The 26,078-nt window shown below is 61.2% G+C and carries 24 protein-coding genes; 16 read left to right on the top strand and 8 right to left on the bottom strand.

Translation table 11 applies throughout. From position 1 onward, the window contains the following. Nucleotides 1–229 precede the first annotated feature (229 nt). Together metH and ACO6TG_RS03980 are read left to right on the top strand one after the other, a co-directional pair. Nucleotides 230–3,958: a methionine synthase gene (gene metH, locus ACO6TG_RS03985; protein WP_422376972.1), complete on the top strand. Its 3,729-nt coding sequence runs from the start codon at nt 230–232 to the stop codon at nt 3,956–3,958. 220 nt (nt 3,959–4,178) lie between these two features. After that, a complete protein-coding gene (locus tag ACO6TG_RS03980) occupies nt 4,179–4,322 on the top strand; it encodes a hypothetical protein (RefSeq protein ID WP_422376971.1) in 144 nt (47 codons plus the stop codon). 124 nt (nt 4,323–4,446) lie between these two features. Here ACO6TG_RS03980 and ACO6TG_RS03975 read toward each other — a convergent pair whose 3' ends face one another. Then, complete coding sequence (locus ACO6TG_RS03975; protein WP_422376970.1) at nt 4,447–5,088, bottom strand: LysE family translocator; 642 nt, start codon at nt 5,086–5,088, stop codon at nt 4,447–4,449. A 425-nt stretch (nt 5,089–5,513) separates the two neighbouring features. Then, entirely contained in the window at nt 5,514–6,200 is a 687-nt protein-coding gene (locus ACO6TG_RS03970) for an ArsR/SmtB family transcription factor (RefSeq protein WP_422376969.1), read from the bottom strand. 92 nt (nt 6,201–6,292) lie between these two features. Between ACO6TG_RS03970 and ACO6TG_RS03965 the strand changes: the two genes are divergently transcribed. From ACO6TG_RS03965 to ACO6TG_RS03950, 4 genes are read left to right on the top strand one after another with little or no spacing between them, the layout of a single operon-like run. Beyond that, nucleotides 6,293–6,625: an NIPSNAP family protein gene (locus tag ACO6TG_RS03965; RefSeq protein ID WP_422376968.1), complete on the top strand. Its 333-nt coding sequence runs from the start codon at nt 6,293–6,295 to the stop codon at nt 6,623–6,625. Beyond that, nucleotides 6,622–6,966, top strand: coding sequence for an antibiotic biosynthesis monooxygenase family protein (locus ACO6TG_RS03960; protein ID WP_422376967.1), 345 nt, complete (start codon nt 6,622–6,624; stop codon nt 6,964–6,966). Before ACO6TG_RS03965 ends, ACO6TG_RS03960 begins: the two co-directional genes overlap by 4 nt. A gap of 11 nt (nt 6,967–6,977) precedes the next feature. Beyond that, nucleotides 6,978–7,898 carry a DMT family transporter gene (locus tag ACO6TG_RS03955; RefSeq protein WP_422376966.1) on the top strand — a complete coding sequence of 307 codons (921 nt, stop codon included), beginning with the start codon at nt 6,978–6,980 and terminating at the stop codon, nt 7,896–7,898. Then, on the top strand, nt 7,895–8,317 hold the full coding sequence (locus ACO6TG_RS03950) for a (R)-mandelonitrile lyase (RefSeq protein WP_198338384.1): 423 nt from the start codon (nt 7,895–7,897) through the stop codon (nt 8,315–8,317). Before ACO6TG_RS03955 ends, ACO6TG_RS03950 begins: the two co-directional genes overlap by 4 nt. A gap of 11 nt (nt 8,318–8,328) precedes the next feature. Here ACO6TG_RS03950 and ACO6TG_RS03945 read toward each other — a convergent pair whose 3' ends face one another. Next, on the bottom strand, nt 8,329–9,768 hold the full coding sequence (locus ACO6TG_RS03945; RefSeq protein WP_422376965.1) for an ATP-binding protein: 1,440 nt from the start codon (nt 9,766–9,768) through the stop codon (nt 8,329–8,331). Further along, on the bottom strand, nt 9,765–10,505 hold the full coding sequence (locus ACO6TG_RS03940) for a response regulator (RefSeq protein WP_422376964.1): 741 nt from the start codon (nt 10,503–10,505) through the stop codon (nt 9,765–9,767). The genes ACO6TG_RS03945 and ACO6TG_RS03940 overlap by 4 nt, the downstream gene beginning before the upstream one ends. Nucleotides 10,506–10,728: 223 nt before the next feature. Between ACO6TG_RS03940 and ACO6TG_RS03935 the strand changes: the two genes are divergently transcribed. Both ACO6TG_RS03935 and ACO6TG_RS03930 read left to right on the top strand, forming a co-directional pair. After that, entirely contained in the window at nt 10,729–11,715 is a 987-nt protein-coding gene (locus ACO6TG_RS03935; RefSeq protein ID WP_422376963.1) for an EF-hand domain-containing protein, read from the top strand. 468 nt (nt 11,716–12,183) lie between these two features. Then, complete coding sequence (locus ACO6TG_RS03930) at nt 12,184–13,185, top strand: hypothetical protein (RefSeq protein ID WP_422376962.1); 1,002 nt, start codon at nt 12,184–12,186, stop codon at nt 13,183–13,185. Nucleotides 13,186–13,195: 10 nt separating this feature from the next. Here the strand turns inward: ACO6TG_RS03930 and ACO6TG_RS03925 are convergent, their stop codons facing one another. The 3 genes from ACO6TG_RS03925 to ACO6TG_RS03915 form a co-directional block, all read right to left on the bottom strand. Continuing rightward, nucleotides 13,196–13,780 carry a YceI family protein gene (locus ACO6TG_RS03925; RefSeq protein ID WP_422376961.1) on the bottom strand — a complete coding sequence of 195 codons (585 nt, stop codon included), beginning with the start codon at nt 13,778–13,780 and terminating at the stop codon, nt 13,196–13,198. Between the two features lie 67 nt (nt 13,781–13,847). After that, nucleotides 13,848–14,225: a VOC family protein gene (locus ACO6TG_RS03920; RefSeq protein WP_422376960.1), complete on the bottom strand. Its 378-nt coding sequence runs from the start codon at nt 14,223–14,225 to the stop codon at nt 13,848–13,850. A gap of 131 nt (nt 14,226–14,356) precedes the next feature. Next, nucleotides 14,357–15,265: an ABC transporter substrate-binding protein gene (locus tag ACO6TG_RS03915; protein ID WP_422376959.1), complete on the bottom strand. Its 909-nt coding sequence runs from the start codon at nt 15,263–15,265 to the stop codon at nt 14,357–14,359. A 94-nt stretch (nt 15,266–15,359) separates the two neighbouring features. Here ACO6TG_RS03915 and ACO6TG_RS03910 point away from each other — a divergent pair, with 94 nt between their 5' ends. The 7 genes from ACO6TG_RS03910 to ACO6TG_RS03880 all read left to right on the top strand — a co-directional run bounded on the left by ACO6TG_RS03910 (nt 15,360) and on the right by ACO6TG_RS03880 (nt 24,328). Continuing rightward, complete coding sequence (locus ACO6TG_RS03910; protein WP_422376958.1) at nt 15,360–16,349, top strand: FecCD family ABC transporter permease; 990 nt, start codon at nt 15,360–15,362, stop codon at nt 16,347–16,349. Beyond that, nucleotides 16,349–17,368 (top strand): FecCD family ABC transporter permease, encoded by a 1,020-nt coding sequence (locus ACO6TG_RS03905; RefSeq protein WP_422376957.1) that lies wholly within the window; start codon nt 16,349–16,351, stop codon nt 17,366–17,368. The genes ACO6TG_RS03910 and ACO6TG_RS03905 overlap by 1 nt, the downstream gene beginning before the upstream one ends. Then, nucleotides 17,361–18,161: an ABC transporter ATP-binding protein gene (locus tag ACO6TG_RS03900; protein WP_422376956.1), complete on the top strand. Its 801-nt coding sequence runs from the start codon at nt 17,361–17,363 to the stop codon at nt 18,159–18,161. Before ACO6TG_RS03905 ends, ACO6TG_RS03900 begins: the two co-directional genes overlap by 8 nt. A 63-nt stretch (nt 18,162–18,224) precedes the next feature. Then, nucleotides 18,225–19,688 carry an exosortase T gene (gene xrtT, locus ACO6TG_RS03895; RefSeq protein WP_422376955.1) on the top strand — a complete coding sequence of 488 codons (1,464 nt, stop codon included), beginning with the start codon at nt 18,225–18,227 and terminating at the stop codon, nt 19,686–19,688. A 19-nt stretch (nt 19,689–19,707) separates the two neighbouring features. Continuing rightward, a complete protein-coding gene (locus ACO6TG_RS03890) occupies nt 19,708–21,945 on the top strand; it encodes a VIT and vWA domain-containing protein (protein ID WP_422376954.1) in 2,238 nt (745 codons plus the stop codon). A gap of 65 nt (nt 21,946–22,010) precedes the next feature. Further along, nucleotides 22,011–22,724 (top strand): response regulator, encoded by a 714-nt coding sequence (locus ACO6TG_RS03885; RefSeq protein ID WP_422376953.1) that lies wholly within the window; start codon nt 22,011–22,013, stop codon nt 22,722–22,724. Next, nucleotides 22,721–24,328, top strand: a complete 1,608-nt coding sequence (locus ACO6TG_RS03880; protein WP_422376952.1) for a HAMP domain-containing sensor histidine kinase — start codon at nt 22,721–22,723, stop codon at nt 24,326–24,328. The genes ACO6TG_RS03885 and ACO6TG_RS03880 overlap by 4 nt, the downstream gene beginning before the upstream one ends. A 2-nt stretch (nt 24,329–24,330) precedes the next feature. Here ACO6TG_RS03880 and ACO6TG_RS03875 read toward each other — a convergent pair whose 3' ends face one another. Beyond that, on the bottom strand, nt 24,331–25,227 hold the full coding sequence (locus ACO6TG_RS03875; RefSeq protein WP_422376951.1) for a LysR substrate-binding domain-containing protein: 897 nt from the start codon (nt 25,225–25,227) through the stop codon (nt 24,331–24,333). A 166-nt stretch (nt 25,228–25,393) separates the two neighbouring features. On the opposite strand from ACO6TG_RS03875, the gene ACO6TG_RS03870 reads away from it, so the two are divergent. After that, on the top strand, nt 25,394–26,014 hold the full coding sequence (locus ACO6TG_RS03870; protein ID WP_422376950.1) for a glutathione S-transferase family protein: 621 nt from the start codon (nt 25,394–25,396) through the stop codon (nt 26,012–26,014). Nucleotides 26,015–26,078 lie beyond the last annotated feature (64 nt).

Raw genomic sequence — 26,078 nt, 5'->3', positions numbered from 1 at the left:
AGGCAGCCTGTCAGGTTTGACCCTGCGGCCCGCAGGACATGCCCGTGAAGGGGCCCAGCCTTTTTGACGGGGCACCCGACGCTTCTCTTGTTCCCCACCGGAGGGGCAAAACGGGTTCTAAGTTCGACCGCCGAATTCCTCGGCAGGTGACACGACACGATTATCCGCGCCTTCCATGCAGGAAGGCGCCTGACCACATTGAACCAGAGCTTCTGGAAGGAATGATCCCGTGACCAAGTCCGACGCCTTTGAGCGCCTTCGTGACCTCGCCAAGACCCGTATTCTCGTGCTTGACGGCGCCATGGGAACTGAAATCCAGCTCCTGAAACTGGATGAAGTTGCCTATCGCGGGGACAGGTTCAAGGACTGGCCGAGCGACGTCAAAGGCAACAACGATCTTTTGAGCCTGACCCAGCCCGACGCAATCCGGCAGATCCATGTCGATTATCTTCATGCCGGTGCCGACCTTATCGAGACCAACACGTTTTCCTCCACAACCATTGCCCAGGCCGACTACGGCATGGAGGAACTGGCCTATGAGCTCAATTTCGAGAGCGCCAAACTGGCACGGGAAGCCTGTGACAAGGTCATGGCCGAGGACCCGTCGCGGCCGCGCTTCGTCGCCGGGGCCCTTGGCCCGACCAACAGGACGGCTTCGATCTCGCCGGATGTGAACAACCCCGGCTACCGCGCTGTTTCCTTTGATGATCTTCGCATTGCTTACGCGGAAGCTGCACGCGGTCTGATTGCTGGTGGCGCTGATGTCCTTCTGGTCGAAACGATCTTCGACACGCTCAACGCCAAGGCGGCCCTGTTCGGGATCGAGGAAGTCTTTGAAGAGGTCGGCACGACCTTGCCGGTCCTCGTCTCCGGCACCATCACCGATCTGTCCGGCCGTACGCTTTCCGGCCAGACACCGGAGGCCTTCTGGAATTCCGTACGTCACACCAGCCCGCTCGCCATCGGCCTCAACTGTGCCCTTGGCGCCAAAGAAATGCGCGCCCATGTGGACGAGCTTGGCCGGGTTGCCGACACGCTGGTCTGCGCCTATCCGAATGCCGGTCTGCCCAACGAGTTTGGCGAATATGACGAGAGCCCGGAGCACATGGCCGGGCTGATCGAGGAATTTGCCTCTGCCGGGCTTGTCAACATTGTCGGTGGCTGCTGCGGCACCACCCCGGCGCATATCAAGGCGATTGCGGAGGCCGTTGCGGACAAGACACCGCGTGCGATCCCTGAAATCGACAGGCATATGCGCCTGTCGGGCCTGGAACCGTTCGTGGTCACCAAGGAAACCAATTTCGTCAATGTCGGCGAACGCACCAACGTCACCGGGTCGGCCCGCTTCCGCAAGCTGATCAAGGAAGGCGACTATGCGACCGCGCTCGATGTCGCCCGCCAGCAGGTCGAAAACGGCGCGCAGATTATCGACATCAACATGGATGAAGGCCTGCTGGACTCCGAAGAGGCGATGGTCACCTTCCTCAACCTGGTGGCCGCCGAGCCGGACATCGCCAAGGTGCCGGTGATGATCGACAGTTCCAAATGGACCGTCATTGAAGCCGGCCTGAAATGCATTCAGGGCAAGGGGGTCGTGAACTCAATCTCGCTGAAGGAAGGCGAGGAGGAGTTCATCAAGCATGCCAGGCTGGTACGCCGCTATGGCGCCGCCGTTGTGGTGATGGCCTTCGACGAGAAGGGTCAGGCAGATACCTTCGAGCGCAAGACCGAGATCTGTTCAAGGTCCTACAAGGTGCTGACGGAGAAGGTCGGGTTCGCGCCGGAGGACATCATTTTCGACCCGAACATCTTTGCGGTGGCCACAGGCATCGAGGAACACAACAATTACGGTGTCGACTTCATCGAAGCGACAGGCTGGATCCGCGAAAATCTGCCGCATGCCCATGTGTCGGGCGGCGTTTCGAACCTGTCCTTCTCCTTCCGCGGCAACGAGGCCGTGCGCGAGGCCATGCATTCCGTGTTCCTCTATCACGCCATTCAGCGCGGTATGGACATGGGCATTGTCAATGCCGGTCAGTTGGCGGTCTACAACGATCTGGACACCGAATTGCGCGAGCTGTGCGAGGACGTGGTCCTGAACCGCCGGGACGATGCAACGGATCGCATGCTGGACGCGGCCGAACGCTGGAAAGGTGAGGGCGGCAAGAAACGCGAAGCCGATCTGACCTGGCGCACCTGGGGTGTGGCCAAGCGGCTGGAACATGCCCTGGTGCACGGGATCGATGACTTCGTGGTCGAGGACACGGAAGAAGCCCGGCAGGCGTTTGACCGGCCGCTTCACGTGATCGAAGGCCCGTTGATGGACGGCATGAATGTGGTCGGTGACCTCTTCGGGTCCGGCCAGATGTTCCTGCCCCAGGTGGTCAAGTCCGCCCGAGTGATGAAAAAGGCCGTCGCCTACCTGATGCCCTTCATGGAGAAGGAAAAGGAAGAAAAAGGCATCACTGGCCAGTCGTCGGCCGGCAAGATCCTGATGGCGACCGTGAAGGGCGACGTCCACGACATCGGCAAGAACATCGTCGGCGTGGTTCTCCAGTGCAACAATTTCGAGGTGATCGACCTCGGCGTGATGGTGCCGGCTGCCAAGATCCTGGAAACGGCCAAGGCTGAAAAGGTCGATATGGTCGGGCTGTCCGGTCTGATCACGCCGTCGCTCGATGAAATGTGCCATGTCGCGGCCGAACTGGAACGTGAAGGCCTGGATGTGCCCCTCCTGATTGGCGGTGCGACCACATCGAAGATCCACACGGCTGTGAAGATCCATCCGAACTATGCCCGCGGCCAGGCGATCTATGTGACCGATGCCGGCCGGGCGGTCGGGGTGGCGTCCAAGCTGATGAGCGAAGGCGGGCGGGTGCCTTACTATGCAGACGTCCGTGCCGAATATGCCGACATTGCCGAAAAACATGCTGCCGGCCGGGGCAACCAGCAGCGCACGTCGCTGAAGGCCGCCCGGGACAATGCCTTCAAGGCGGACTTTACCGGCAAGCCGCCGGTCGCGCCGAAGAAACCGGGCTCAACGGTTTTCGACGACTTCCCGCTGGAAGACCTCGTGCCGCTGATCGACTGGACACCATTCTTCGCGACCTGGGAAATCAAGGGCCGTTATCCGGCCGTTCTGACGGACAATCGCTATGGCCCGGCAGCCAAGGCGCTTTATGACGACGCCCGGCGCATGCTGGACGAGATCGTCGAAAAGAAGCTGCTGACCGCGCGTGGTGTCGCCGCACTTTGGCCGGCAAATGCCGTGGGCGACGACCTCCGCGTCTTTACCGACGAGACCCGGTCCGAGACCCTGGCAACCTTCCACACCCTGCGCCAGCAGATGGCGCGTTCCGCCGGCGGGCGCGCGAATGTTGCAATGAGCGACTTCGTGGCGCAGCAGGACAGCGGCATCTCCGACTGGATCGGTGGATTTGCGGTGACAGCCGGTCACGGCGAAGACGAGCTTGCCGCGCGCTATGCCCGGGAAGGGGATGACTACAACAAGATCCTGTCCCAGGCTCTGGCGGACCGGCTGGCGGAAGCCTTTGCGGAAAAGCTCCACCAGATCGTTCGCACGGATCTTTGGGGCTACGCCAAAGACGAGGCCTTGTCCGTGGAGGACATCATTGCCGAAAAGTACCAGGGCATTCGCCCGGCGCCTGGCTATCCGGCCCAGCCGGACCACACGGAAAAGGACACGCTTTTCAAGCTTCTCGATGCGGAGCGCCTGACCGGCATTCAGCTGACGGAAAGCAAGGCCATGTTGCCGGGGTCTTCGGTATCCGGTCTCTATTTCGGCCATGCGGACAGCCACTATTTTGGTGTCGGCAAGATCGAAAAGGACCAGGTGGAGGACTACGCGCTGCGCAAGGGCTGGGATCTGGCCTATGCGGAACGTTGGCTGGCCCCGATTCTGAACTACGATCCGGCGCGCATGATTGCAGCCGAATAGGCGCGTTTCTCCTAAAACCGATTAAAAACTGAACGGCCTCCGGTGGATAAATCCCGGAGGCCGTTTATTTTTGTCTGTGAATTTAATGACGTAAGGAAAATAACACGTTTTTTTGAAAAAATGCACATTGTGCGCTCTTGATAGGTGCACAAAGTGCGCGTATATATAAACGCATAAGGCGAATGCACTGCAGGTTCGCGTTCGCCAAAGGAGAAGAAAAATGACTGTGCAAATCGCCAGAATGCTTCTGGTGGACCACCGCCAGGACTACAACCGGGACCGCCTTTCGTGGTTGCCGTCACGTCTTTACCGCTCCTGGCGGGAAGCGAAGCCAAAGGATCAGGAGGCTTCAAAGGCCGCCTGAACGGGCCAGACCTCGTTCGGCCCCAACGACAACAATAAAATTGCCCACGGACGTTTCGTTGCCCCAAATGTCCGACCACATCCTTACAGAACCCGGCTTCGGCCGGGTTTTTTGTCTTCCGGGTTCAGGATCTGCTCAAAAGAAGTCTCACACCCGCAAATGCAAAGAAACCGCTGAGCAGCAGCTGAATGCTGCGGCGGGCCTTGCCGTAGAGCCGGAGCATAGCCGGTGTTGAAAAGGCGACTGCGTATAGCACGTGCACAAGGACGGAAAGCACGAAGGTGCCCAGCACGATCACCGCGCCGACCCAGACAGGCGCATCCTGCTTGAGACCGAGGGAAATGATTGCGATCCAGGCGAGAGCAGCCTTGGGGTTGGTCATCTGGATCACATAGCCCCTGATCAGATAACCGATCGGTGTGCGCGGGCCCCCAGCCAGCTGTTTTGCGTCGATGTCGTGCCGTGACAAGGCCGACTTCAGCGACTTCCAGGCCAGCCAAAGCAAGTAGAGCCCGCCGGCAATCTTGATCGCCGTCAGTGCGGAGGCATAGGTGGCAAGAAGGGCGGAGAGGCCCAGAACCGTCAACATGGCCCAGGTAAGGGATCCTGTGGCGACGCCAAGCGCGAGTGCTACGCCTGATCTGCGCCCGGCGCTCATGGATGTTCCAAGGACCGCCAGTATGTTTGGGCCCGGACTGGCGATGGCCAGCAGAAAAGCGGAATAGGCGAGCAATATGCCCGGCAGGTAGAGGGAAAGCTGGTCCATGATCGTCTCTCTTGTCGTCTGGTCAGAGCACCATAAGAGGATATGGACGAGTAATGCCTCGGTCTGGATCGAAGTGTGACAGAAATCAAAAACAATCGCTTGAAGGACAGCCCGCGCATCCCGGTTTGTCATCCCGGCCGCAGCGTAGCGGAGAGCCGGGATCCAGTAGTCACTGGCGCTTTCTTGGAATATCGCGCTGCGCCCTACTGGATCCCGGTCTTGGCTGCATTAAATCGGGGTGACAATCGATTGTTCGTTTTTGACGGCATCGGCCACGCCCATCGACGTCATCCTGAGGAGGTCCGCCAGGTCCGTCTCGAAGGATGGGCCACGGGGTAGGGACCATGCTTCCGGTCCTTCGAGACGCCGCTAATGCGGTTCCTCGGGATGATGTTCGAACGTTAGGGGCGGCCCGAAGTTGCAAATCAAAGTGGAAACAGCTCCTTCATCGCCGCTTCTCCCTTGGGCGAGATATGCACGATGCGGCTGTTCTCTTCCCGGCGCAGCCAGCGCTGGTCCTGGAAATGGGAGAGGAGGGCCGCACCCAGGCTGCCGGCCAGATGATTGCGCCGTTCGCTCCAGTCGAGACAGGCACGGCACATGGGGCGGCGGCTCGCGTTCAGGGCGCCAAGTTCGATGCCGATCTCCGAGATGAAGGTGGCGCCTTTCTCGGTCAGCGCGAGACCGCCCTTGTCGGATGAGGCTGTCAGCATGTCCCGCATCTGCAGGCTGTCATAGATCCGGACCGCCATGTCGCCGGCGAGGTGATCGTAGCAGACACGAGCGGCACGCATGGCAGGATCGCGGGGGCCGGTGCGCGTGCGTAGATGTCCCTTGCGGGCGGCAAGCCCCATAATGGCTTCCAGAACGGTGCCGACTTCCGGCCCGGCCAGCGTGAAATAGCGGTGGCGGCCCTGTTTGGCCTGGGCGAGCAGGCCTCCTTCCATCAGTTTTTTCAGGTGTGAACTGGCGGTCTGGCCGGTGATGCCGGCTTCCGTTGCCAGTTCGGTTGCCGTCAGCGCCTTGCCGCTTAAAAGCGCGCTCAGAATGTTGGCGCGGGCAGGATCGCCGATCAGGGCGCCAATACGGGCAATGTCCGGTCCTTCCTTCATATTCAGCCTCCATGGTTCGATCGCTGTCGAAGCATTCGCGTCGCGGAGCATGGCATAGAGCGGATCGTTAGACCAGCGCAAAGGACCGCTCCATGATTACCTGTTTCATCCGCTATCACATCGACCCGACCAAGAAGGCCGCCTTTGAGCAATATGCCCGCAACTGGGGGCAGGCGATCCCCCGTTGCGGGGCCGACCTGATCGGTTATTACGCACCGCATGAAGGCTCCACGACGCTCGCCTATGGCGTTTATTCCGTCGAGAACCTGGCAGCTTATGAAGCCTATCGGGCGCGGCTGGCCGCCGATTCACTCGGCAGGGAGAATTATGAATTCGCCATGGCGGAAAAATTCATCTTGCGGGAAGACCGCACCTTCCTGAAACTGGCCTCCGCACCGCATGCGAGGGGAGAGAGTGGACGATGATAGCCGTGATTTTCGAAGTGATGCCGCATGCGGACAAGAAACAGGACTATCTGGACGTGGCAGCTGAAATGCGGCCACTGGTCGATCAAATCGACGGCTTCCTGTCGGTGGAGCGGTTTCAAAGCCTGACCAATCCTGAAAAACTTCTCTCTCTGTCCTTCTTTCGCGATGAGGCAGCGCTCGACGAATGGCGGCAGCTGACACAGCACCGCAAGGCCCAGACCGCCGGGCGGACCTCTTACTTCAAGGACTACAGGCTGCGCATTGCGCATGTCCTCAGGGATTACGGCATGGACGAGCGAGCGGAGGCCCCGGCCGACAGCCGTGAGCTGCACGGGTAAAGCCGCGTCTCATGCCTTCCAGATCTTTCGAGTTCTTCCTGCTGGGTGTTCTCGCCCTGCTGTGGGGCTCCTCTTACATGTGGATCGCCCTGGCGCTGCCCTCCTTTCCTCCTGCGACCCTGATTGCGATCAGGGTCCTGTCGGCTTCGCTGGTGCTTTTGGCTATCCTTGCTGCCCAGGGCATTGCCTTGCCGAAGGATGGCCGCAGCTGGCGGCTGTTCATGGTGCAGTCGCTGGTCAACAGCACCGGTCCCTGGCTGATGCTGGCCTGGGGGCAGCAATATGCGGGGACGGCTGTTTCCAGTGTGCTTAATTCGACCTCACCGCTCTGGGTGTTCGCCTTGTCCTTTCTGCTTCTGCAAAGAGGTCAGCGGCCGGGCGTGCTTCAGTTGATCGGCGCGTTGTTCGGCTTTGGCGGCATCGTTCTGATCGTCGGGGTCGGCGCGCTTCAGGATATCGGGCAAACCCTCGTGCCGCAGCTCGTGGTGCTTCTGGGAGCGGTCCTATACGGTATCGCCGCTTTGCGCGGGCCGCTCTTTGCAGAGTATCCGCCAATTGTCGCTGCTACCGGCACGCTGATCTGTGCCTCTGCCGTGCTTGTTCCGTTGAGCCTCCTAACGGAGAGCCCTTGGGAGCAGACACTGGACGCAACCGGCATTCTGTCGGCGCTGATTCTGGGCGTCATCTGTACGGCTTTCGCCTTCCTGATCTATTTCCGCCTGTTGAACACGCTTGGCCCCATGGGCACCGCCAGCCAGGCCTATCTGCGCTCCGGCGTCGGCGTCTTTCTGGGCGTCGTGTTCCTGTCGGAAAGCCTCGATCTGGAAACCTTTGCCGGAATCTGCCTTGCCATTTTCGGGGTTGTTCTGATCAACTGGCCTCAGAAGGCAAAACGTCAGGCCGCCCCAAGTCCGGGCAAGGAGGTGTCATGAGTGTGCTGACGGTATTCGAGGCCGGGTCACGGCCGACAAAACGCGCCAATCCGGACTATTTCACCGGCACGGTCTGGCAGGATCCGGTGATCGAGGCTCCGGCGCCGGCGCGGGTCAGGGCAATCCGGGTGACATTCGAACCGCGTGCGCGCACGCATTGGCACACGCATCCGCTCGGGCAGACCTTGCAGGTGCTCGAGGGGGCAGGCTTTGTGCATTTGTGGGGGCAGGAAAAACTCTCGATCCTGCCGGGCGATGTCATCTGGATCCCGCCTGGTGTGAAGCACTGGCACGGCGCCGGGCCGACAACCGCGCTTGTGCATCTGGCGATCCAGGAAGAGCTGGACGGGTCGGTGGCCGAGTGGCTCGAGGCTGTCGATGATGCCACCTATGCCGGTGGCATCGAGGCGCGCCGCTGACCGGCGGCCCTTCAGCTTCCGAGCGGTAACCGCACCTCGGCTTCCAGGCCACCTGCCTCACGGTTGCGCAGATCGATCCGCCCGCCATGGGCGTGGATGATGGAACGCGTAATGGCAAGGCCCAGCCCAATGCCCCCGGTTTCTTCGCTACGGGATTCTTCCAGTCGAACGAACGGCTCGAAGACGTCCTTCAAACGGTCGTCAGGAATGCCGGGTCCCTTGTCACGGACGCGGATGATCGCCTCTTGTCCTTTCTTGCTGGCCTTGATGGAAACGGCTTCGCCGTAGCGGATGCCGTTTTCGATCAGATTGCGCAGGGCCCGCTTGAGGGCCATCGGACGGCAGGGGACAATAATACGCTCGCTCGTTTCCACGCTGCAGTTGTGACCGAGATCCTGCTGATCACCCGCGATCGCTTCCAGAAGCGCCCCCAGGTCGGCGTTTTCGGCCGTTTCCGCCTGAGCCTCGTCCTTGGCAAAGCGCAAGGCAGCTTCGGTCATGGCCGCCATTTCATCCAGGGTCTCGATCATCTTGTCGCGGTTTTCGTCATCGTCAATGAATTCCGCCCGAAGGCGCAAAGACGTGATCGGGGTTCTCAGATCATGGCTGATGGCCGCCAGCATGCGGGTTCGGTCCTGGACGAAGCGTGTCAGCCGGTCCTGCATGTCGTTGAAGGCAGAGGTCAGCGCACGGACTTCCCTGGGTCCGCTCGGTGTCAACGGTTCCTGTTCTTCGCCGCGGCCGAGTTTTTCCGCACTTGTGGCGAGATCCTTGAGCGGCCGTGTGACACGACGCACGGCAAGACCGATGATGAGCACCGTCAGCAGAGCAGTGAGGCCGAGTTGTACCATGAGAGCAAAGAACGCACCGGAGGGAGGCCGGTAACTTGTCGCGACATTCAGCCATCGGCCGTTGGTCATCTGGATCGACAGGGACAGGTCTTCCGGCTTGTTCATTATCTTGCGCAAATTGTGCGGCCGCTCGCGTTTGGGAACGTCACGCCAGCTGGCCTTGTCGTCGTCCCTGGCCTCTCGCCTGCCGGGACCGCGCTTTTCGTCTGCGTGAATGTTGAGATGGACTACCTGGCCCGTGGCGAGGTCGCGGGACATGTAACCTTGCAGTCGCTGTTCGAACCGGGAGGTGCCCGGCTCGGGCGCAAGCGGTGTATCGCCCAGCCAGAAGACGGCGTAGCGGCTGCTGCTGGCTTCCAGGATCCGGTCCTGCAGGGCAACCGGCGTGTCCTCCATCAGCTCCGACAGGGCGACGGCGCGGGCCAGAAGATTGTCACGGGCCGCGGCGACCAGTGCGATGCGGCGTTCATCCTGGAAGATCCAGATGCTGAGCGCCTGGGCGGCGACAATCGCGGCCAGCATCAGCACGATCAGCTGGGAGGCCAGGGAACTGGGCCAGAGAAACGCTGCAATCTTGCGGGGGAGGGCGGTCCGGTTCATTCGGCGGCGTCTTTCACCTCGGACGTGAACATGTAACCACCGCCCCAGACCGTCTTGATCAGCTTGGGTTCTTTCGGGTCTTCCTCGATCTTGCGGCGCAGGCGGGAGACCTGGTTGTCGATCGACCGGTCAAAGACGGCTGGCGTACGGCCGGTCGTCAGGTCCATGAGCTGGTCCCGGTTCAGCACCATTTTCGGGCGTTTCAAAAAGGCGCAGAGCAGCTGGAACTCCCCGCTGGACAGGGCGACAGAGGTTCCCTCCGGATCGAGTAGCTCGCGGCGGGCAACATTCAGCGACCAGCCGTCGAAATGCAGCCTGTCCTGTTCGATCGGGTCACGTTCTCTTGGAACCAGCGATGTGCGCCGCAGCACCGCCCGGATCCGGGCCAGCAGTTCACGCGGGTTGAAGGGCTTGGTGACATAATCATCCGCGCCGATCTCCAGTCCGATGACCCGGTCGGTATCATCGGCCATGGCGGTCAGAAGGATGACCGGCATGGATCCGGTCTCCACAAGGTGCCGGCACAGCGACAAGCCGTCTTCCCCCGGCATCATGATGTCGAGCACCACCAGATCGATGGAGGCGGCCTTGAGCGCCTTGCGTGCATGGGCGGCATTTTCGGCCGTCGTTGCGCGCAGACCGTTCTTGACCAGATAACGCGCCAGTGTCTCGCGGATGTCGCGATGATCGTCGACGACCAGGATATGCGGGCTCGGGTCGCTCACATCTGTCTCCATTCTTGTGGCGTCCTTTCAGACATTGAATCTGCGAAGCCACGGATCTTGCTGTTTCTATGGGTAAAATAGTCTTCCGCGCGGAAAGGTGCGAGCCGAACTTGTAACAAAGTGTATCGCAGCAGCCCTTGGGGACAGATGGCGACACTTCGGGCCTCTTCCACGGGTAATCCTGCGACAATTGCTTCTTACCTTCAGCTCATCAACGAACCAAGGAGTTGTTGGAATGAAACCGTTCAAGAAGATTGCAATTGCCGCCCTGGCTGCGAGCGTCGCGGGTACCGCGCTGACCGCCGGCCTTCCCGCTCTCGCCCAGGACACGGCAGCAGCCGGGGACGGGGGCAAACAGATTCAGCAGACCGAGGGCCAGCGCATGGCCCATAAGGGAGAACGCGGCGGACGCGGTTGGGGCCGTGGCCATCGCGGCGGCGAGCGGCGCGCAGAGCGCCTGTTCGAGCGCTTCGACGTGAACAAGGATGGCGTCATCACCCAGGCCGAAATCGAGGAAGTCCGGGCGCAGGATTTTGCCGCGGCCGATACCGACGGAAATGGCGAGATCAGCCTGGAGGAATTCAAGGCGGCTTTCATGGAACGGTCGAATGACCGCATGGTCCGTGCCTTCCAGTTCCTGGACAGTGACGGTGACGGCACCGTGACCCAGGCTGAAGTCGACGCGGTCGCCAACCGTATGTTCAACCGGCTCGACCGGGACGGCAACGGCGTTGTCGAGCGTGTCCGTGGCAATCGTGGCCAGGGCGCCGAAGAAGGGGATCGCCAGCAGCGCGCAGACCGCGGTGAACGGGGCGAGCGGGGCGAACGCGGCGGACGCCGTGGTGGCCGCGGTGGTCAGGGCGCCATGTTCCTGAGCCTGTTCGACACCGACGGCAACGGCCAGGTCACCCGCGAAGACTTCGATGCCAAGCGCGCCGAACTGTTCGCGCTTGCCGACACCAATGGCAGCGGTTCCTTCACCATCGAAGAGTTCGGCCCGCTGTGGCTGGCGCTGAATGAAAACCGCATCGTCAACATGTTCCAGCGTGCGGATGCTGATGGCAGCCTCGGGATCACAGCCGAGGAACATGACAAGCGCCTGGACAAGCTGATGGACCGCGCCGACCGCAACAAGGACGGCGTCATCACCAAGGCCGACTTCAAGGGCGGCAAGAAAGGCAAGGGCAAAGGCAAGGGCTGGCACAAGAACCAGCGCGGCTAAGCCTGAAGCACCCTCCGGACCCGCCTCCGGAGCCGTTTCCCCGCTCTTCCATACCCCCTCCTTGCGGGGAGACATCTTGGGAGCCGCAGCCGCGGCTCCTTTTTTCTACTTTGGGCAGCCATCACAGAATGCGGAAGACGCCGCCCGATGCTTCGATCTAACCGTGAAAGGCTCAAAGGTTGTTTTCGCACAAATGCGGTCAGCAACAACCGCCTCATCCTGAGGAAGCGCGGCCGCGCTGTCTCGAAGGATGGGCCACTTGTCTTGTCCCGTTGTCACGGCCCATCCTTCGAGACGGGCCTGGTGGCCCTCCTCAGGATGACGGTCGGGGAGGGAGAACTGCTTGAACTGATCTGACTTTTGCGATTGCTTCAGTAATAGAGCTGCATCGCGCGGTGCTGTAGCGCGTTACGGGAATTTCAAGGATTTTCGGCCATTCTCCCGCCCGGGTTACATCCGGGGGACGACATGACCAAGCCGAGTTTGATGGATTTTGTCGAGGCGAAGATCGCGGAGGGCGTCGTCAGCGAAGATGATGTCATCACGCTGCGCCGTTACATCTATAGCGACATGGTCGTCTCGCTCGAGGAAGGGGCTGCCCTGTTCAGATTGAACGCGGCAGCGCAGGGTTTTCCAGACAGTTGGTACGACCTATTTCCCGAAGCGATGGCCGACATTCTTGTCAATCAGGTCCGGCCCTCTGGCTATGTTTCCGAAGACAATGCCGCCTGGCTGATCGGGCAGGTGACGGCGGACGGGCATGTCTGCAGCCGCACCGAGCTGGATGCGGTCCTGCACATTCTGGAAAGAGCGCGCAAGGCGCCGGAAAATCTTGAACAGTTCGCGCTGCGTGCGGTGGCTCAATCCGTGATTTCCGGGACGGGGGCCACGCGCTCCGGTGCGGAGCTGAAGCCGGGTGTGATCTCCGACGGGGAGGTGGAGCTGTTGCGCCGTGTGCTTTATGCCGGCGCCGGCTGCGGTGGCATGGCCATTTCCAGGGCGGAGGCGGAAGTCCTGTTCGATCTCAACGATGCGACGGTGGAAGCGGAAAACGCCCCGGCCTGGTCGGAACTGTTCACCAAGGCCGTTGCCAATCATTTGATGGCGCTGTCCGGATTTGCCCCGCCACCGCGCGAAGTGGCCCTGGCGCGGGAAGACTGGCTCGAGCAGCCCGGTGGTTTTGAAGGCGGCATTGGCGGATTTTTCAAGAAGATGGTCTCCGGCGGTGTCAGCGGTGTGCGTGAGGCCTATCGGGACCAGCCGGACCCCTTTGCGGAACGCGGCGCGGCCATGGAAACCGAAATCGCGGTCAATGAGGTGGTCACCGGTGACGAAACCGGCTGGCTGGTGGAGCGCATCGGCCGGGACGGGCAGTTGCACGAGAATGAGAAGGCGCTCCTGCGTTTTCTGCGCGAAGAAAGCCCGACCATTCATCCTTCCCTGCAGCCGCTTCTGGACAAGGCATTTTGACGAAACGGTCTTACTCGACCCGCATGGCTTCCGTTTCCAGGATCAGCTGAACTTCATCGCCGACAAATCCATTGTCGACCGCATAAGTCATGCCGTACCGGCTGCGGATCACGGTTCCCCTGGCACTGATGCCAAGCGTGAACCGGCCATGGCCAAACGGATAGTTGGCCGCCTTGTTCAAGGTGACTTCCAGCGTCAGCGGATGGGTCTGGCCCAAGAGGGTCAGGTTGCCTTCCACAGTCCCTGTTGTGTCGCTCGTCGGCGTGCCGCCGGTCGCCGTGAAGGTCATCACCGGGAAGGTCTCGACATTCAGGAAATCCTTGTTGCGCACATGGTTGTCGCGCGCGGCGTTGAAGGAATTCACGCTGGCGGTCTGCACCGTGATTGAGACATCGGACAGTTCCTGGCTTTCCATGTCATAGGTAAACCCGCCCTCGAATTCCAGGAACAGACCGAGCGTGTCGGCATAACCGAGGTGATCGACCATGAAGGCGATGGTGGTGTGTTCGGGATCAAGTTCATAGCGGTGAGATTCGGCCAGGGCAGGGGTGGCCATCAGACCGATTGCAAATGCACTTCCAAACACGTTCCGCATGACCCACCTCGTCTTGACTGCCCCCACCCGATCCCAGCTAGCGCGGTTTCGCGTGGAGGCAATGGGGTCAGACGATCTGACCGACATCGATCCGGTTGCCGTCAGGATCTGCAAAGACAAAGGCGCGCAAGCCATAGTCCTTGTCTTCAAGGCGCCTGATGATCCTGAGGCCATGGGCCTCACAGGCTTTGTAGGCGGCGTCGGCATTCGATACCAGCATGTGCGCCTGGTTGAAGGCCGGCGGCTTGTAGGTTTTTTGCAGGGAGAGATGCAATTCCGCGTCGTCTTTCTGCAGGATCATGAAACCGGTCGGATTTCCGTTTTCAAAGACCTTTTCGAAGCCGAAGACGGCCTGATAGACCGCACTGGCGCGCTGGATATCGCTCACGCCGAGTGTTGCTGCGATACGGCCTAGCCGGAGACTGGATGAGGGGTCAGGTGTCATGGCGAACCCACCTTTGCTGGAAAACGCGCAGGGTTGGCGCCGGGCGATGCCGGTTTGGCCAAATGCAGCGCGCAATGCCAGGGCGGTGCCTGGAATGGTTAGGCTCCGGCCGAAACCGGAGCCTTGAAAACTTAGTCGACCTCGTAAATCTTGCCAAGATCCTTGATCATCAACTTCGCAGCGAGGATGCCGCCCGCCGTGTTCCAGATGGCATCACTGACCTGGTGTACCTTGCCTGCCTCAACTGCGGAAAGAGACTGCCAGAGTGGATCGGCCAGGACGTCTTCTTCCAGCGATGTGCCCTTGCCGTCGCCGCTGTCATAGGTGAAATAGAAGATCCGGTCGCCATCCATGTTGGGAATGCTCTCCTTGCCGGTGCGGATCGCAAATTCCTCGACATTCTGATTGGCCGGACGGTTGAAACCGATATCTTTCAGGAGAACGCCGGAAAAACTGTCGAGCTGGTAGATCCGGATCTGCCCGGGCACGAAGCGGATCACGGAGACCTCTTCATTCAGCTTGTCACCCAGCTTGCCACGTAGTCCGGCGACGGCAGCATCATAGTCGGCAATGGCGGCGTCGGCTTCTTCTGTCTTGCCAAGTGCCTCTGCATAAAGGCGGAAATTGATCTTCCAGTCGCCACGCAATTCTTTCGACATGACCGTCGGAGCAATCGCTGTCAGCTGCGGATAGATCTCTTCGTGACGTTGCTTGTTGGCGAGGATGAGATCCGGTTCGAGCGCTGCGACAAGCTCCAGGTTGATCGCACTTTCCTTGCCGACCGGTTCCGCGCCCTCCATTCCATCGCGGATATGATCCCACCAGGGATTTCCCAGCCAGGAATTTGCTGCACCGACCGGCGTCACTCCAAGCGCAAGAAGAGCCTCCGTGCCCTCATTCGTGAGAACGATGACACGCTTCGGTTCATCCGGCACGGCGACGGTCCCCATGCTGTCGGTGACATCCCGGGCAAGGGCGGGGGCAGCCACAAGCGCGGCACAAAGGGGCAGGGCGCGCAGGAGCGCAAGCACAGTCTTCATTAGAACGACTCCAAAAGTTGAGTAATTGCCTCCAGTATTATTCCCGTGTATGTGACGAACGTTCGGGATTGTCAATTATCGGGAGAGTGGGAAAATGGGGCGGCTGGTTCTGGCGTTGGGCCTTGCGCTCTGTGCGGTAGTATTGCTCAGCCTGCATGCAGGTCTGGTGTTTTACGGACCGCAGAAGGTCTGGGATGCCTTTGCCGATGGACAAAGCGCCGAAGCATTAATCATCACAACGCTTCGTTTACCCCGCACGCTGATCGGTCTTGTGGCCGGCGCGGCTTTGGGGCTGTCTGGCCTCCTGATGCAGTCGGTCACCCGCAATCCCGTCGCCGAACCAGGTTTGCTCGGCGTCAATTCCGGCGCCGCCTTTGCCGTCATTCTCTGTGTGATTGTCCTGGGGGGAACGGGCCTTGCAGGACTGGGGATCGCGGCAATCCTCGGTGCGCTTCTGACAACGGCCTTGGTTTTCCTGATCTCCATGTCGTCAGGCGGCGTCGGCAACCCTGCGACGACGCTGCTTGCAGGTTTCACGGTTGCCGCGCTGACGGCCTCTTTCAGCCAGACCCTGCTGTTGATTGACGAGAGCGCCCTGGAAACGCTGCTCTTCTGGCTGTCCGGCAGTTTTGCTGACAGGCCGTTGCACCTGTTGTGGCTGGGGGCGCCGCTTTTGGTTGTCGGTGTATGCGGCAGTCTTTTTCTTGCAACAGCGCTGGATGTTTTGCGGCTGGACGATGCGAGTGCTCAAGCGGTGGGCCTGAATGTTGCCGCGGTGCGGCTGAGCGCGCTGACCCTGGCGGCCCTGCTGGCGGCCGGGACGGTTGCCATGGCGGGGCCGATCATGTTCCTGGGGCTTGCAGCCCCGCATCTAGCGCGGCTTATGGCCGGAAACGTCTTGCCGTCGACCCGGCAGCTGATTGTCCTGACCACGTTGACCGGAGCCAATCTTGCTGTTGCCGCCGATATCCTGGCGCGCGTCGTCGTGGCACCCGGTGAAGCTCCGATGAGCGCAGTGCTGGCGCTGATCGGCGTTCCCATGCTGATCCACATTCTCAGGCGGCGAAAAGGATTGGCCAACTGATGGTTTTACCCAATTCCTTTTCCCGGCTCGTTCCGCTTTTTGCCGCGCTCGCCCTGCTGACTGTCGCAGCAGCGGGTATCGGATCGAGTTTCATGTCCCCCGAACGTGTGGTCGCAGCGCTGCTGGGGCAGGGCAGCCGGATGGACGAGGTCATCCTCTGGAAGCTGCGATTGCCTCGTGTCGCACTCGCCATTCTGGCCGGTGCAGCACTGGCTCTGGCCGGGGCCTTGCTCCAGCGCATTGTCCGCAATCCGATGGCGTCACCGTCCGTTCTTGGGATAACGGATGGAGCTGCCGTTGGTGTTGTGCTGTTTCTCTGGCTGTTTTCCGACCAGGCCAACACGCTGACGGTTTCCATTCACTGGCAACCGCTGGCCGCGTTTCAGGGGGCAGCTCTTTTTGGCGGGCTGGTTCTATGGCTTGCGGCGGCAGATCGGAGCGGCAACCGGACGCTCACAGTGGTGCTCTACGGCATCGCGCTTGCGGCTCTTGCCAAGGCGGCCGTTACGCTGTTGATCATCCTGGGTCCCGTATACCGCGCCAGCCAGGCCCTGACCTGGCTCACCGGATCTGTCGGCACGGCGCACTGGCAGGATGTTCTTGTGCTTGGCGCCTGCCTCCTTCTGAGCCTGCCCTTGCTCGTTGCGCTTCGCCTGACCTTCCAACAGCTCGCCCTTGATCCGCACAGCGCCGCAGTGACGGGGCTTTCCGTCGATCGCGCAAATTATGCCTTTTTGGCGATTGCGGTTTTTCTGACCGGTGCTGCGGTCGCCCATGTCGGCGCAATCGGATTTGTCGGTCTGATCGCACCGCATCTTGCGCGTGTCTGGTACGGGCAGTTCCGGCCGGTTTATCTGGTGGCAACCGCGCTTACCGGCAGTGCTCTTGTTCTTGGCGCCGATATCCTGGCACGGATCATTGCGCCGCCGCTGGAATTGCCGGCAGGCGCCCTGACTGCTCTGGTCGGGGCGCCGCTGTTTTTGTACCTCCTCATGAAAGGACGCCGCTCTCATGCCTGACTTGATGGCAAGCCTTGCGAATGTGCGTGCCGCCTATGGTGGTGCCCTGGCGCTCGACCGGCTGTCTCTCGATTTGCCGGACGGCAAGATCGTTGCCTTTTGCGGCCCCAATGGCAGTGGCAAGTCGACCGCGCTCAAGGTGATGCGCGGGTTGCATGCACCGGATGCCGGCGAGGTCACGATCGCCGGCAAGGCCCTTTCCGACTGGACGCCGAGGAATCTGGCACAACAGGTTGCGATGCTGTCCCAGTCGCCCGAGGCGCCGTCCGACCTGACCGTGGGCGATCTGGTCATGATGGGGCGTTTTGCACATAGAAACCGGTTTGCCGGCCCGACGACAGAGGACCAGGAAAGCTGTCTGAAGGCGCTTGCGGTGACCGAGCTTTCAGACTTCAGGGACCGCGCCCTGTCGCAATTGTCCGGCGGTCAACTGCAGCGGGCCTGGGTGGCCATGGTGCTGGCCCAGGAAGCTCCCCGCATCTTCCTGGACGAACCGACAAACCATCTCGACATTGCCCATGCCTATGAACTGCTGGATCTCGTCCACCGTTTGAGCCGAATTGAGGCAAGAAGCTTCGTGATCGTCCTGCATGATCTGAACATGGCGATGCGCTACGCCGATCACGTGGTCCTGTTCGACAGGGGCCAGGTTTCTGCCAGCGGACCGGCTCTGGACATTCTCACCGAAGAACGTGTCACGTCCGTCTTCGGCGTTGCCTGCCGGATTTTGCCTTTGGAAGGACTGGAGCGCCCGGTGCTGGTGTCGTGGGGCCAAAAGCTCACTGAAAGGTAGTTTGCGCAAAATCTGCACATAGGCTGACAACGCCCTGCAACCGGGTCCGGCAGAAAGACCGCCATGACCCGTCTGGCAAATCTTTCACCGACCTCCACCGCCTTCGTTCTGGCTTCCACCATTCTGGCCTATGAGCCGCTGCGCTGGCTGCTGGGCTCCTGGCAGGACCCGTCCTATGCCTCCAGCGGACTGATCTATCTCGCAGCCCTTTTGGCGCTGGGTGTCTGGTCGCTCTCAAGTCCGGTCAAAACCGCAGAGACGCACCATCGGCAGATCGCCGTGCTGTTGCTGGTCGCCTCGGCGCTGATCCGGCTGGCCAGCCAGGTGCTGGCCATCAACGTGATCGGCGGTCTGGCCCTGGCGCTGGATGTGTTCGCCCTGGCAACCTTTTTCAAGACCGGTGAACGCCGCCGGGCCGTGTCGCCCTTCTGGCTGTCGGTCCTGTTCCTGTTCACGCTGCCGGTGGAGCGGATCCTGCAGCGGTTGATCGGCTATCCCTTGCAGGAATTGTCTGCGAACCTGTCCTGCGCGGGCCTTGACCTGTTTTTTACAGATCTTTCCTGTTCCGGCATTCGCATTGCGCTGGCCGGCCGCGATGTGCTGGTCGATCTGCCATGTTCCGGGACCTCCGGCCTGATGCTTGCCATGGCCTTTGTCGTGCTTTTGAACGCGCTCTACCGGCCGGCCCTGATGACCGCTGTCCTCTGGCTGGGGCTCGCCTTCCTCTTCGCGGTGCTGGGCAATGCGCTGAGGATCATGCTGCTTGCAGTCGGCCTTGCCTTTCCGGAGGCGGTGCTCGGGGCGGATGTCATGGCAGGGCCGCTGCATGACCTGATCGGATATCTGACGCTCGCCCTGTCGATGGTCCCGGTGTTTGTCCTCTATCGGCCGAAGGCCAAGGCACACACAGCCGCGATCTGGCAGATGCCTTTGCCGCCGATGTCCAGAGCGGCCCGGTCCTTGTCCGCACTCCTGTTCCTCAGCCTTGCCGCCGTGATCGTGTCGCTGCCGCGCCAGGCACTTGATGTCTCCGCAACAACAAAACCTCAGCCGCTGCCGGTTCGCCTTGGTGGCGAGATCGGCATGGATGAAGCCCTGCTGCCGGTCGAACAGCGCTATTTCGAACTTTATGGCGGCCACGCCCAGAAACGCCGCTACGGGCCGATGGCGCTGACGCTGGTGCATACGTCCTCACCCTTGCGGCATCTGCACGCGCCGGATGATTGCCTGCGCGGTCTGGGTTTCGAAGTGACCTTTCTCGGCACCCGTTTCGATCCGGTGCCGACGGCCTACTACCGCGCGACCTCCGCGGACGGCGGCGACTGGCGGGTCGCGGTCACCTTCACGTCCAGCACGGGTGCGGTCACGCACAACATCGCCGAAGCGATCTGGCTGTGGCTCAAAGCGCCCGGCAGCCGCTGGACCAGCATCCAGCGCATCACACCCTGGTCTCTTGCCGAGGATCGGCAGACGGCCTTCGAAGCGGCCACCCGTGCCGCACTTGACCTGACCTCCCCGGAACTCTGACCCAGAAGGAGTTGCCTCCATGTTGACGTCGTTCCAGAAAATGCTGCCTTTGGCGCTTGCCGCGCTGACGTTCGGCCTGGGGCCGGCTGCCGCCGACCCGGACCTTGATGACCTTGCCGGCAGCGTCGTTGCCAATGTGGACGGCAAGGAGATCCACCTGCCGCTGCTTTCATCGGACTATTCCGTCCGGATCGATGGTGATGCCGCTCATGTCGAACTGACCCAGACCTTTCTCAACCCGACCCGGACACCGCTTCATGCGACCTATCTGTTTCCCCTGAACCAGAAGGCGGCCATCCACGCCATGAAGATGGATCTGGACGGCGAGACCGTCATTGCCCGCATCCAGAAAAAGGCCGAGGCCCAGAAAACCTTCGAAGCGGCCAAGGCCGAGGGCAAGGCCGCGGCGCTCCTGACCCAGCACCGCCCTAACATGTTCACCCAGGACATCGCTCATCTGATGCCCGGCCGTCCGGTTCGGATCACACTGGAATATGTTCAGCATGTGCCGAAGATCGATGGCGCCTACGAACTGGTCGTGCCGCTGTTGGTGGGGCCACGCTTTGACGGGCCGGACCTCAAGACCGATGTTCAATTGAGCGGCACCAAAACCGACGACCGCATCGCCTATGATGACGATATTGTCTCGGTTTCCGGGACCGAGACAGTTTCCGGCTGGCAGATCGACAGGCTTCCGGCTTATTCGCCCGTGATCGGTCAGGACGCGCCGGACGAGATCGATCCGAAACGGGTCTCGCTTGACCTCAGGCTGACGGCGCCGATGCCGGTCACCGCGCTCTGGAGCAAGACCCATGCGCTGGATGTGGCCGACGAGGGCAAGGTCAAGACCATCCGGTTTGCCGGCAACAAGGCCATCGACAACCGCGACTTCGTGCTGCGCTACGAGCTGTCGGCTGAACAGGATGTGGCAGCGGGTGTTTCCGCATTCTTTGACGCAGAACGCGGCGGCTATTTCTCCATGCTGATCGAGCCACCGAAACTGCCGGCAGAAGACACGATCGGGCGCCGGGAACTGGTCTTCGTGCTGGATACGTCCGGGTCCATGAGCGGCGAGCCGCTTCAGGCCAGCAAGGTCTTCATGGAAGAGGCCATCAAGGGCCTGAGGCCTGAAGACCACTTTCGCATCCTGCGCTTTTCCAACACCACGTCCCAGTTTGCCCGCGGTGCCGTCAAGGCAACAGAACGCAACAAGCAAAGGGCACTCCACTTTGTTGCCGGTCTGAGCGCAGATGGCGGCACGGAGCTCAACCGGGCGATCAACACTGCCTTTGATCTTGCCCCGGTGAAAGAGACGACACGTATCGTGGTGTTCCTGACCGACGGCTACATTGGCGCCGAGCGGGACGTGATTGACTCCATCGCGCGGCGGATCGGCAATGCCCGGATCTATGCGTTTGGTGTTGGCGATGCGGTCAACCGCTTTCTGTTGGATGCGATGGCGCGAGAGGGCAGGGGATATGCCCGGTATGTCGGTCTAGGCGAAGAGGCCAGGGTGGCCGCCGAGGCCTTTGCCGCCAGACTGAAGTCGCCGCTCCTGACCGATATTTCCATCGACTGGAACGGGCTCAAGGTGGCAGACCAGACACCGGCCAGGATCCCGGATCTGTTCGAAGGTGGTGCTGTCCGGCTACTGGGCCGCTATCAGGCAGGCGGCAAACACACGGCCTTCGTCAATGGCCTCGTCAATGGCCGGGCTGCCAGCCTGCCGATCGAGATCGACCTTCCCGGCACCGCTGCTGCAGGCGACCAGGCGGCAAAAGCGCTGCCGCTGCTTTGGGCCCGTGAACAGATCTTCGACAAGAACCGCGCCTATACGATCGGTGGCAGCCGGGACAGGCAGCTTGAACAGGAAATCACCGAGCTTGGTCTGACCTATGCGCTTCAGTCCCGGTTTACCTCCTTCGTTGCGGTGTCGGAAAAAGTGGCCAATACGGACCCGGCCTCGGCCAGTCAGAAGAACGTTCCGCTGCCGCAGGTGTCTGGCGTCTCAAAAGCGGCCTATCCGTCGCTCAACCTGAGTGGCAGCTCGGCGCCGGAACCGGAAGGCATTCTGGGGGTGATGATGATCCTTCTGGCGCTGCTCGCTCGCTTCCGGAAGCAGATCTCGTCTCGCTTGAGGACACGGGTGGCAAGGATCCAGCGGTCCGAAGTCAATGCCTCGGATGAGCCCGCCCTGGCTCTGGACCGGCGGCTTCCCAGAGGTCTGCGTCGGGACAGCTGGTGGCTGGAAAGCTGATCGACGCTCGGCTATTGATAACGCTTCCGCGGCCAGCCGCGGGAGCTCTTTTCAGGAAGACTGCATTGCAAGACAAGACCATTCTCGTTGTTGATGACGACCCGGCCATCCGGGACGTGATCTGTTTCGCCCTCCAGAAAGCCTCCTATCGCTATGAAGTGGCCGCCGATGGCAAGGAGGCGCTGGACAAGGCAACGCTCCATGATCCTGCGCTGATCGTGCTCGATATCGGCCTGCCGGAAATGGACGGCCTCGATGTTTGCCGGCACCTTCGCCGGACCTCCGAAGTGCCGATCCTGTTCCTGTCGGCACGGGACGATGAAATCGACCGGATTGTGGGTCTGGAACTCGGGGCAGACGATTATGTCACCAAACCGTTCAGCCCGCGCGAGCTGATTGCCAGGGTTGGCGCGATCCTGAAACGCTATGGTGCGCCCGTCCAAGACCAGGAGAGCAAGGAGGCGCCCGTGCTGGAGCATGGCGGCCTGCGCCTCGACAAGGCTCAGCGCGAGGTGACGGCGGGCGAGGCTCCCGTCTCCATGACCGCGATCGAATTCGATATCCTCGCCACGCTGCTTGCACGGCCGAAGATCGTCTTTTCCCGGGAACAGATCCTGCAGCAGGCCTACAAGGACAACATCCACGTTTCGGACCGGACCATAGACAGCCATGTCCGCAACATCCGCGCCAAGCTGACCGGCGCTGGGTGCCGTGATGCGATTGAAACGGTGCATGGTGTCGGCTTTCGTCTCGGGCCCTGCCGGATTGAAAGCGCATGACCCTCTCCCGGACGTTCCCCGACAAATGGCGGCCGCCCCTGTTTCTGGTGGTGGCGGCCGTCCTCGGCATCATGCTGCTGGTGCCGCTGGCGGGGATATTTTTTTTCCGGGTCTATGAAAACCAGTTGATCGAAACGACGGAAGCTGAACTGATTACCCAGTCGGCCGCAATTGCCGCGGCGACCGCGCAGCGGCTGAAGGAACTTGGTGGCACCGATCTGCCACTTGGCGAGGCCGTTGCCAGTGCGCCCGCCAAGTCCTACCGCGGCGGTCTTGTCGTTCAATATCTGACCGGGGGGTGGACCCCGGTTCTGACCCGTCTCGATCTGACCAAGACGCCAATTTTGCCGGGCCGGCCCGATCCGCTGCCGGCAACGGAGGCCGTGCATCCGGTCTATGAGGAGACCGGAGGCCATCTCGACCAGATCCTGCTTGAAACCCAGAAGCTGACCCTGGCCGGGTTTCGGCTGCTCGATTTCAACGGTACGGTGATCGCGGGCCGCGACGAGCTGGGCCAGTCCCTCGCTCATGTCGAAGAGGTGCAACAGGCGCTGACCGGCCGCTATGCCAGTGCCTTGCGCGAGCGGGTTGTCGGCAACCCGCAGCCGATCTATTCCATCAGCCGCGGCACCAGTGTCCGCGTTTTCATCGCGATGCCGATCATCGTGGACAACAAGGTCGCGGGCGTTGTTTATGCCTCGCGCACGCCCAGCAACATCCTGAAGGAACTGTTCCTGAAGCGGGAAGCGGTCTTCTGGCTGGCTCTATTTGTGCTGGGCGCGACCTTCATCGTCGGCCTGATTTTCGTGCGCGCGATTTCCGGACCGATCCGGGCCCTGACCCGCCGGTCGCTCCAGATCGGTGCCGGCGATCGCGACGCCCTGAAGCCGCTCGCCATCCACGGCAACCGGGAAATCCACGCGCTGTCGGAAAGCATGCTCGACATGTCGCGCAAGCTGTTTGAGCGCAACGACTACATCAACACCTTCGCCAATCACGTCACCCATGAACTGAAGTCGCCGCTGACCGCGATCCAGGGCACAGCGGAGCTGATGAAAGATGGCGGCAGTGACCTCAGCGACGCGGACCGGGCGCGTTTCCTGGACAATATCCTGCGCGACACGGACCGGGCGTCCTTGCTTTTGAACAGGCTGCGTGAGCTTGCCAGGGCGGACAGTGTCGAGATTGCGGGGGCCTGCCAGCTGGCGTCGGTCGTTGCCGACCTGCGAAGCCGTTTTGAAGGCGTTCAGATCGCGTGCCCGAAAGAGGCCCGACTGCCGATGTCGGCGGAAAATGCGCGGATCGTGTTTGAAAATCTGATCGACAATTCCATGCGTCACGGGGCTGACCATGTCACGATTTCGATAACGACGGACCGTCAGCATCTGCAGGTGAGGGTACAGGACAATGGCGAAGGCATCTCCGCCGGCAACGCCTATCAGATCTTCGATCTGTTTTTCACCACGCGGCGTGACAGTGGCGGTACGGGCATGGGGCTCGGCATCATCCAGGCCCTTCTGAAAGCCCACGGCGCTTCGATCAGCCTGCTGCCGGCAGACAATGTCGGTGCCTGTTTCGAGCTGGAGCTTCCGATGCGGAACTGATGTCAGTCAGTCCATCGTGCACTGAACTCAGCCGCCAGATGGTCTATCAGGGCTCTCAGTCGCCGCGTCAGGTGCCGGTTGGGCGGGTAAAGCGCATAGACGCCATAGGTGTCGGTAGCATAATCCGGCAGGACCCGTTCCAGCTGCCCGTCGCGCAGTGCGGTCTCGACCGGATAGAAGGGCGACATGGCTATGCCCAGACCGCCAATGGCCATCCGGGCAAGGGCGGCCGGTGAATTGGACGTGACCGCGCCCTGCATGCGGATCACATGCTCCTTGCCGCTTCTGTAAAAACGCCAGATATTGGGTTCCATCTGGTTGCTGTTGACAAGGCAGGTGTGCGTGGCAAGCGCCTCGGGGCTGCGCGGCCGGCCGTTGCGGTTGAGATAGTCCGGGGAGGCGCTCAAGACCAGCGGCATGTCGGCGAGTTTCCGGGCAATCAGGGCGGAGTCCCGCAAGGCGCCGATCCGGACCGCCAGATCGAGACCTTCCTCGACGACGGACACCCGGCTGTCGGTCAGTTTCATGTCAAGTTCGACACTAGGATGGGCCTGCAGAAACGGGATCAGCGCCTCCGTAAGCTTGGTGCTGCCAAATCCGGTCGGAGCGGTCAGGCGGATCGGACCGGCCAGTGCGCCCTGTTTTTCTCGCACGAGATCGTCCAGCTCGTCCATCTGCTCCAGGATCGGCCGGCAGCGTTCCAGGTAGGCGGTTCCAACGTCGGTCAGGGACACGCTGCGCGTCGTCCGGTTGAAGAGCTGTGTCTTCAGCTGGCTTTCCAGGTGCTGGACATATTTGCTGACCAGTTTGGTCGACAGTCCGAGCCGTTTGCCGGCTGCGGTGAAGGACTGGTCCTGCGCCACTGCCACAAAGGCGCGCATGGTTTCGATCTTGTCCAAGGCCGGTCTCCGTTTGGAAATCGAATACTCGTATTGTCCTCAATTTGTTCACAATCATTGAATGAAGTCGAGGATTATCTCTGATGGCGTTGGGTGACATATTGCGGTCAGCGGATCCGGCAGGACCACCCCGCCGCCGCGAAAGTTCAGTCAAATGGAGACCGTCATGTCCAACGCCATTCGCATTCACACCTTTCCGCTCTCCGGCCATTGCCACAGGATCGAGCTCTTTGCCGGGCTTGCCGGGCTCAATCACGAGCTGATCAAGGTCGACCTTGCAGCCGGTGAGCACAAGCAGCAGCCGTTCCTGTCACTCAATCCGGCCGGCAAGGTTCCGGTGATCGAGGACGGCGACTTCGTCCTGGCCGATTCCAACGCGATCCTTGTTTATCTTGCCCGTAAATACGCCCCGGACTGGTTGCCGGCTGATCCGGCGCAAGAGGCGCTTGTCCAGAGATACCTGTCGCTGGCGGCCAATGAAATCGCCAATGGACCGGCCGCGGCGCGCCTCGTGACCGTGTTCGGCGCGCAGCTTGATGCCGACAAGGCCAAGGGGATCGCGGCCTATGCGTTCGATCTGCTCGAGGGGCTTCTGGACGGCCGCGACTGGCTGGTCGGCAACCGGCCGAGCATCGCCGATGTCGCGATCTACAGCTACACCGCCCATGCACCGGAAGGAAATGTCTCGCTGGAGCCTTATCCCAACATCCGGGCTTTCCTGAAGCGCGTCGAGGCCTTGCCGGGCTTTGTCGCCATGCCGGCAACACCGGTCGGGCTTGCTGCCTGAGTGCGATCAAAGGGCCGGACGTGTTCCGAGACTTCCGGCCCCAAACCCATTCCTGAAACCTGTG

Source organism: Roseibium sp. (assembly GCF_965233565.1).
In the GTDB taxonomy this organism is placed as follows: domain Bacteria; phylum Pseudomonadota; class Alphaproteobacteria; order Rhizobiales; family Stappiaceae; genus Roseibium.
Note: the sequence above shows the minus strand (reverse complement) of the source record. Positions and strands in the feature narration are given on the sequence as shown.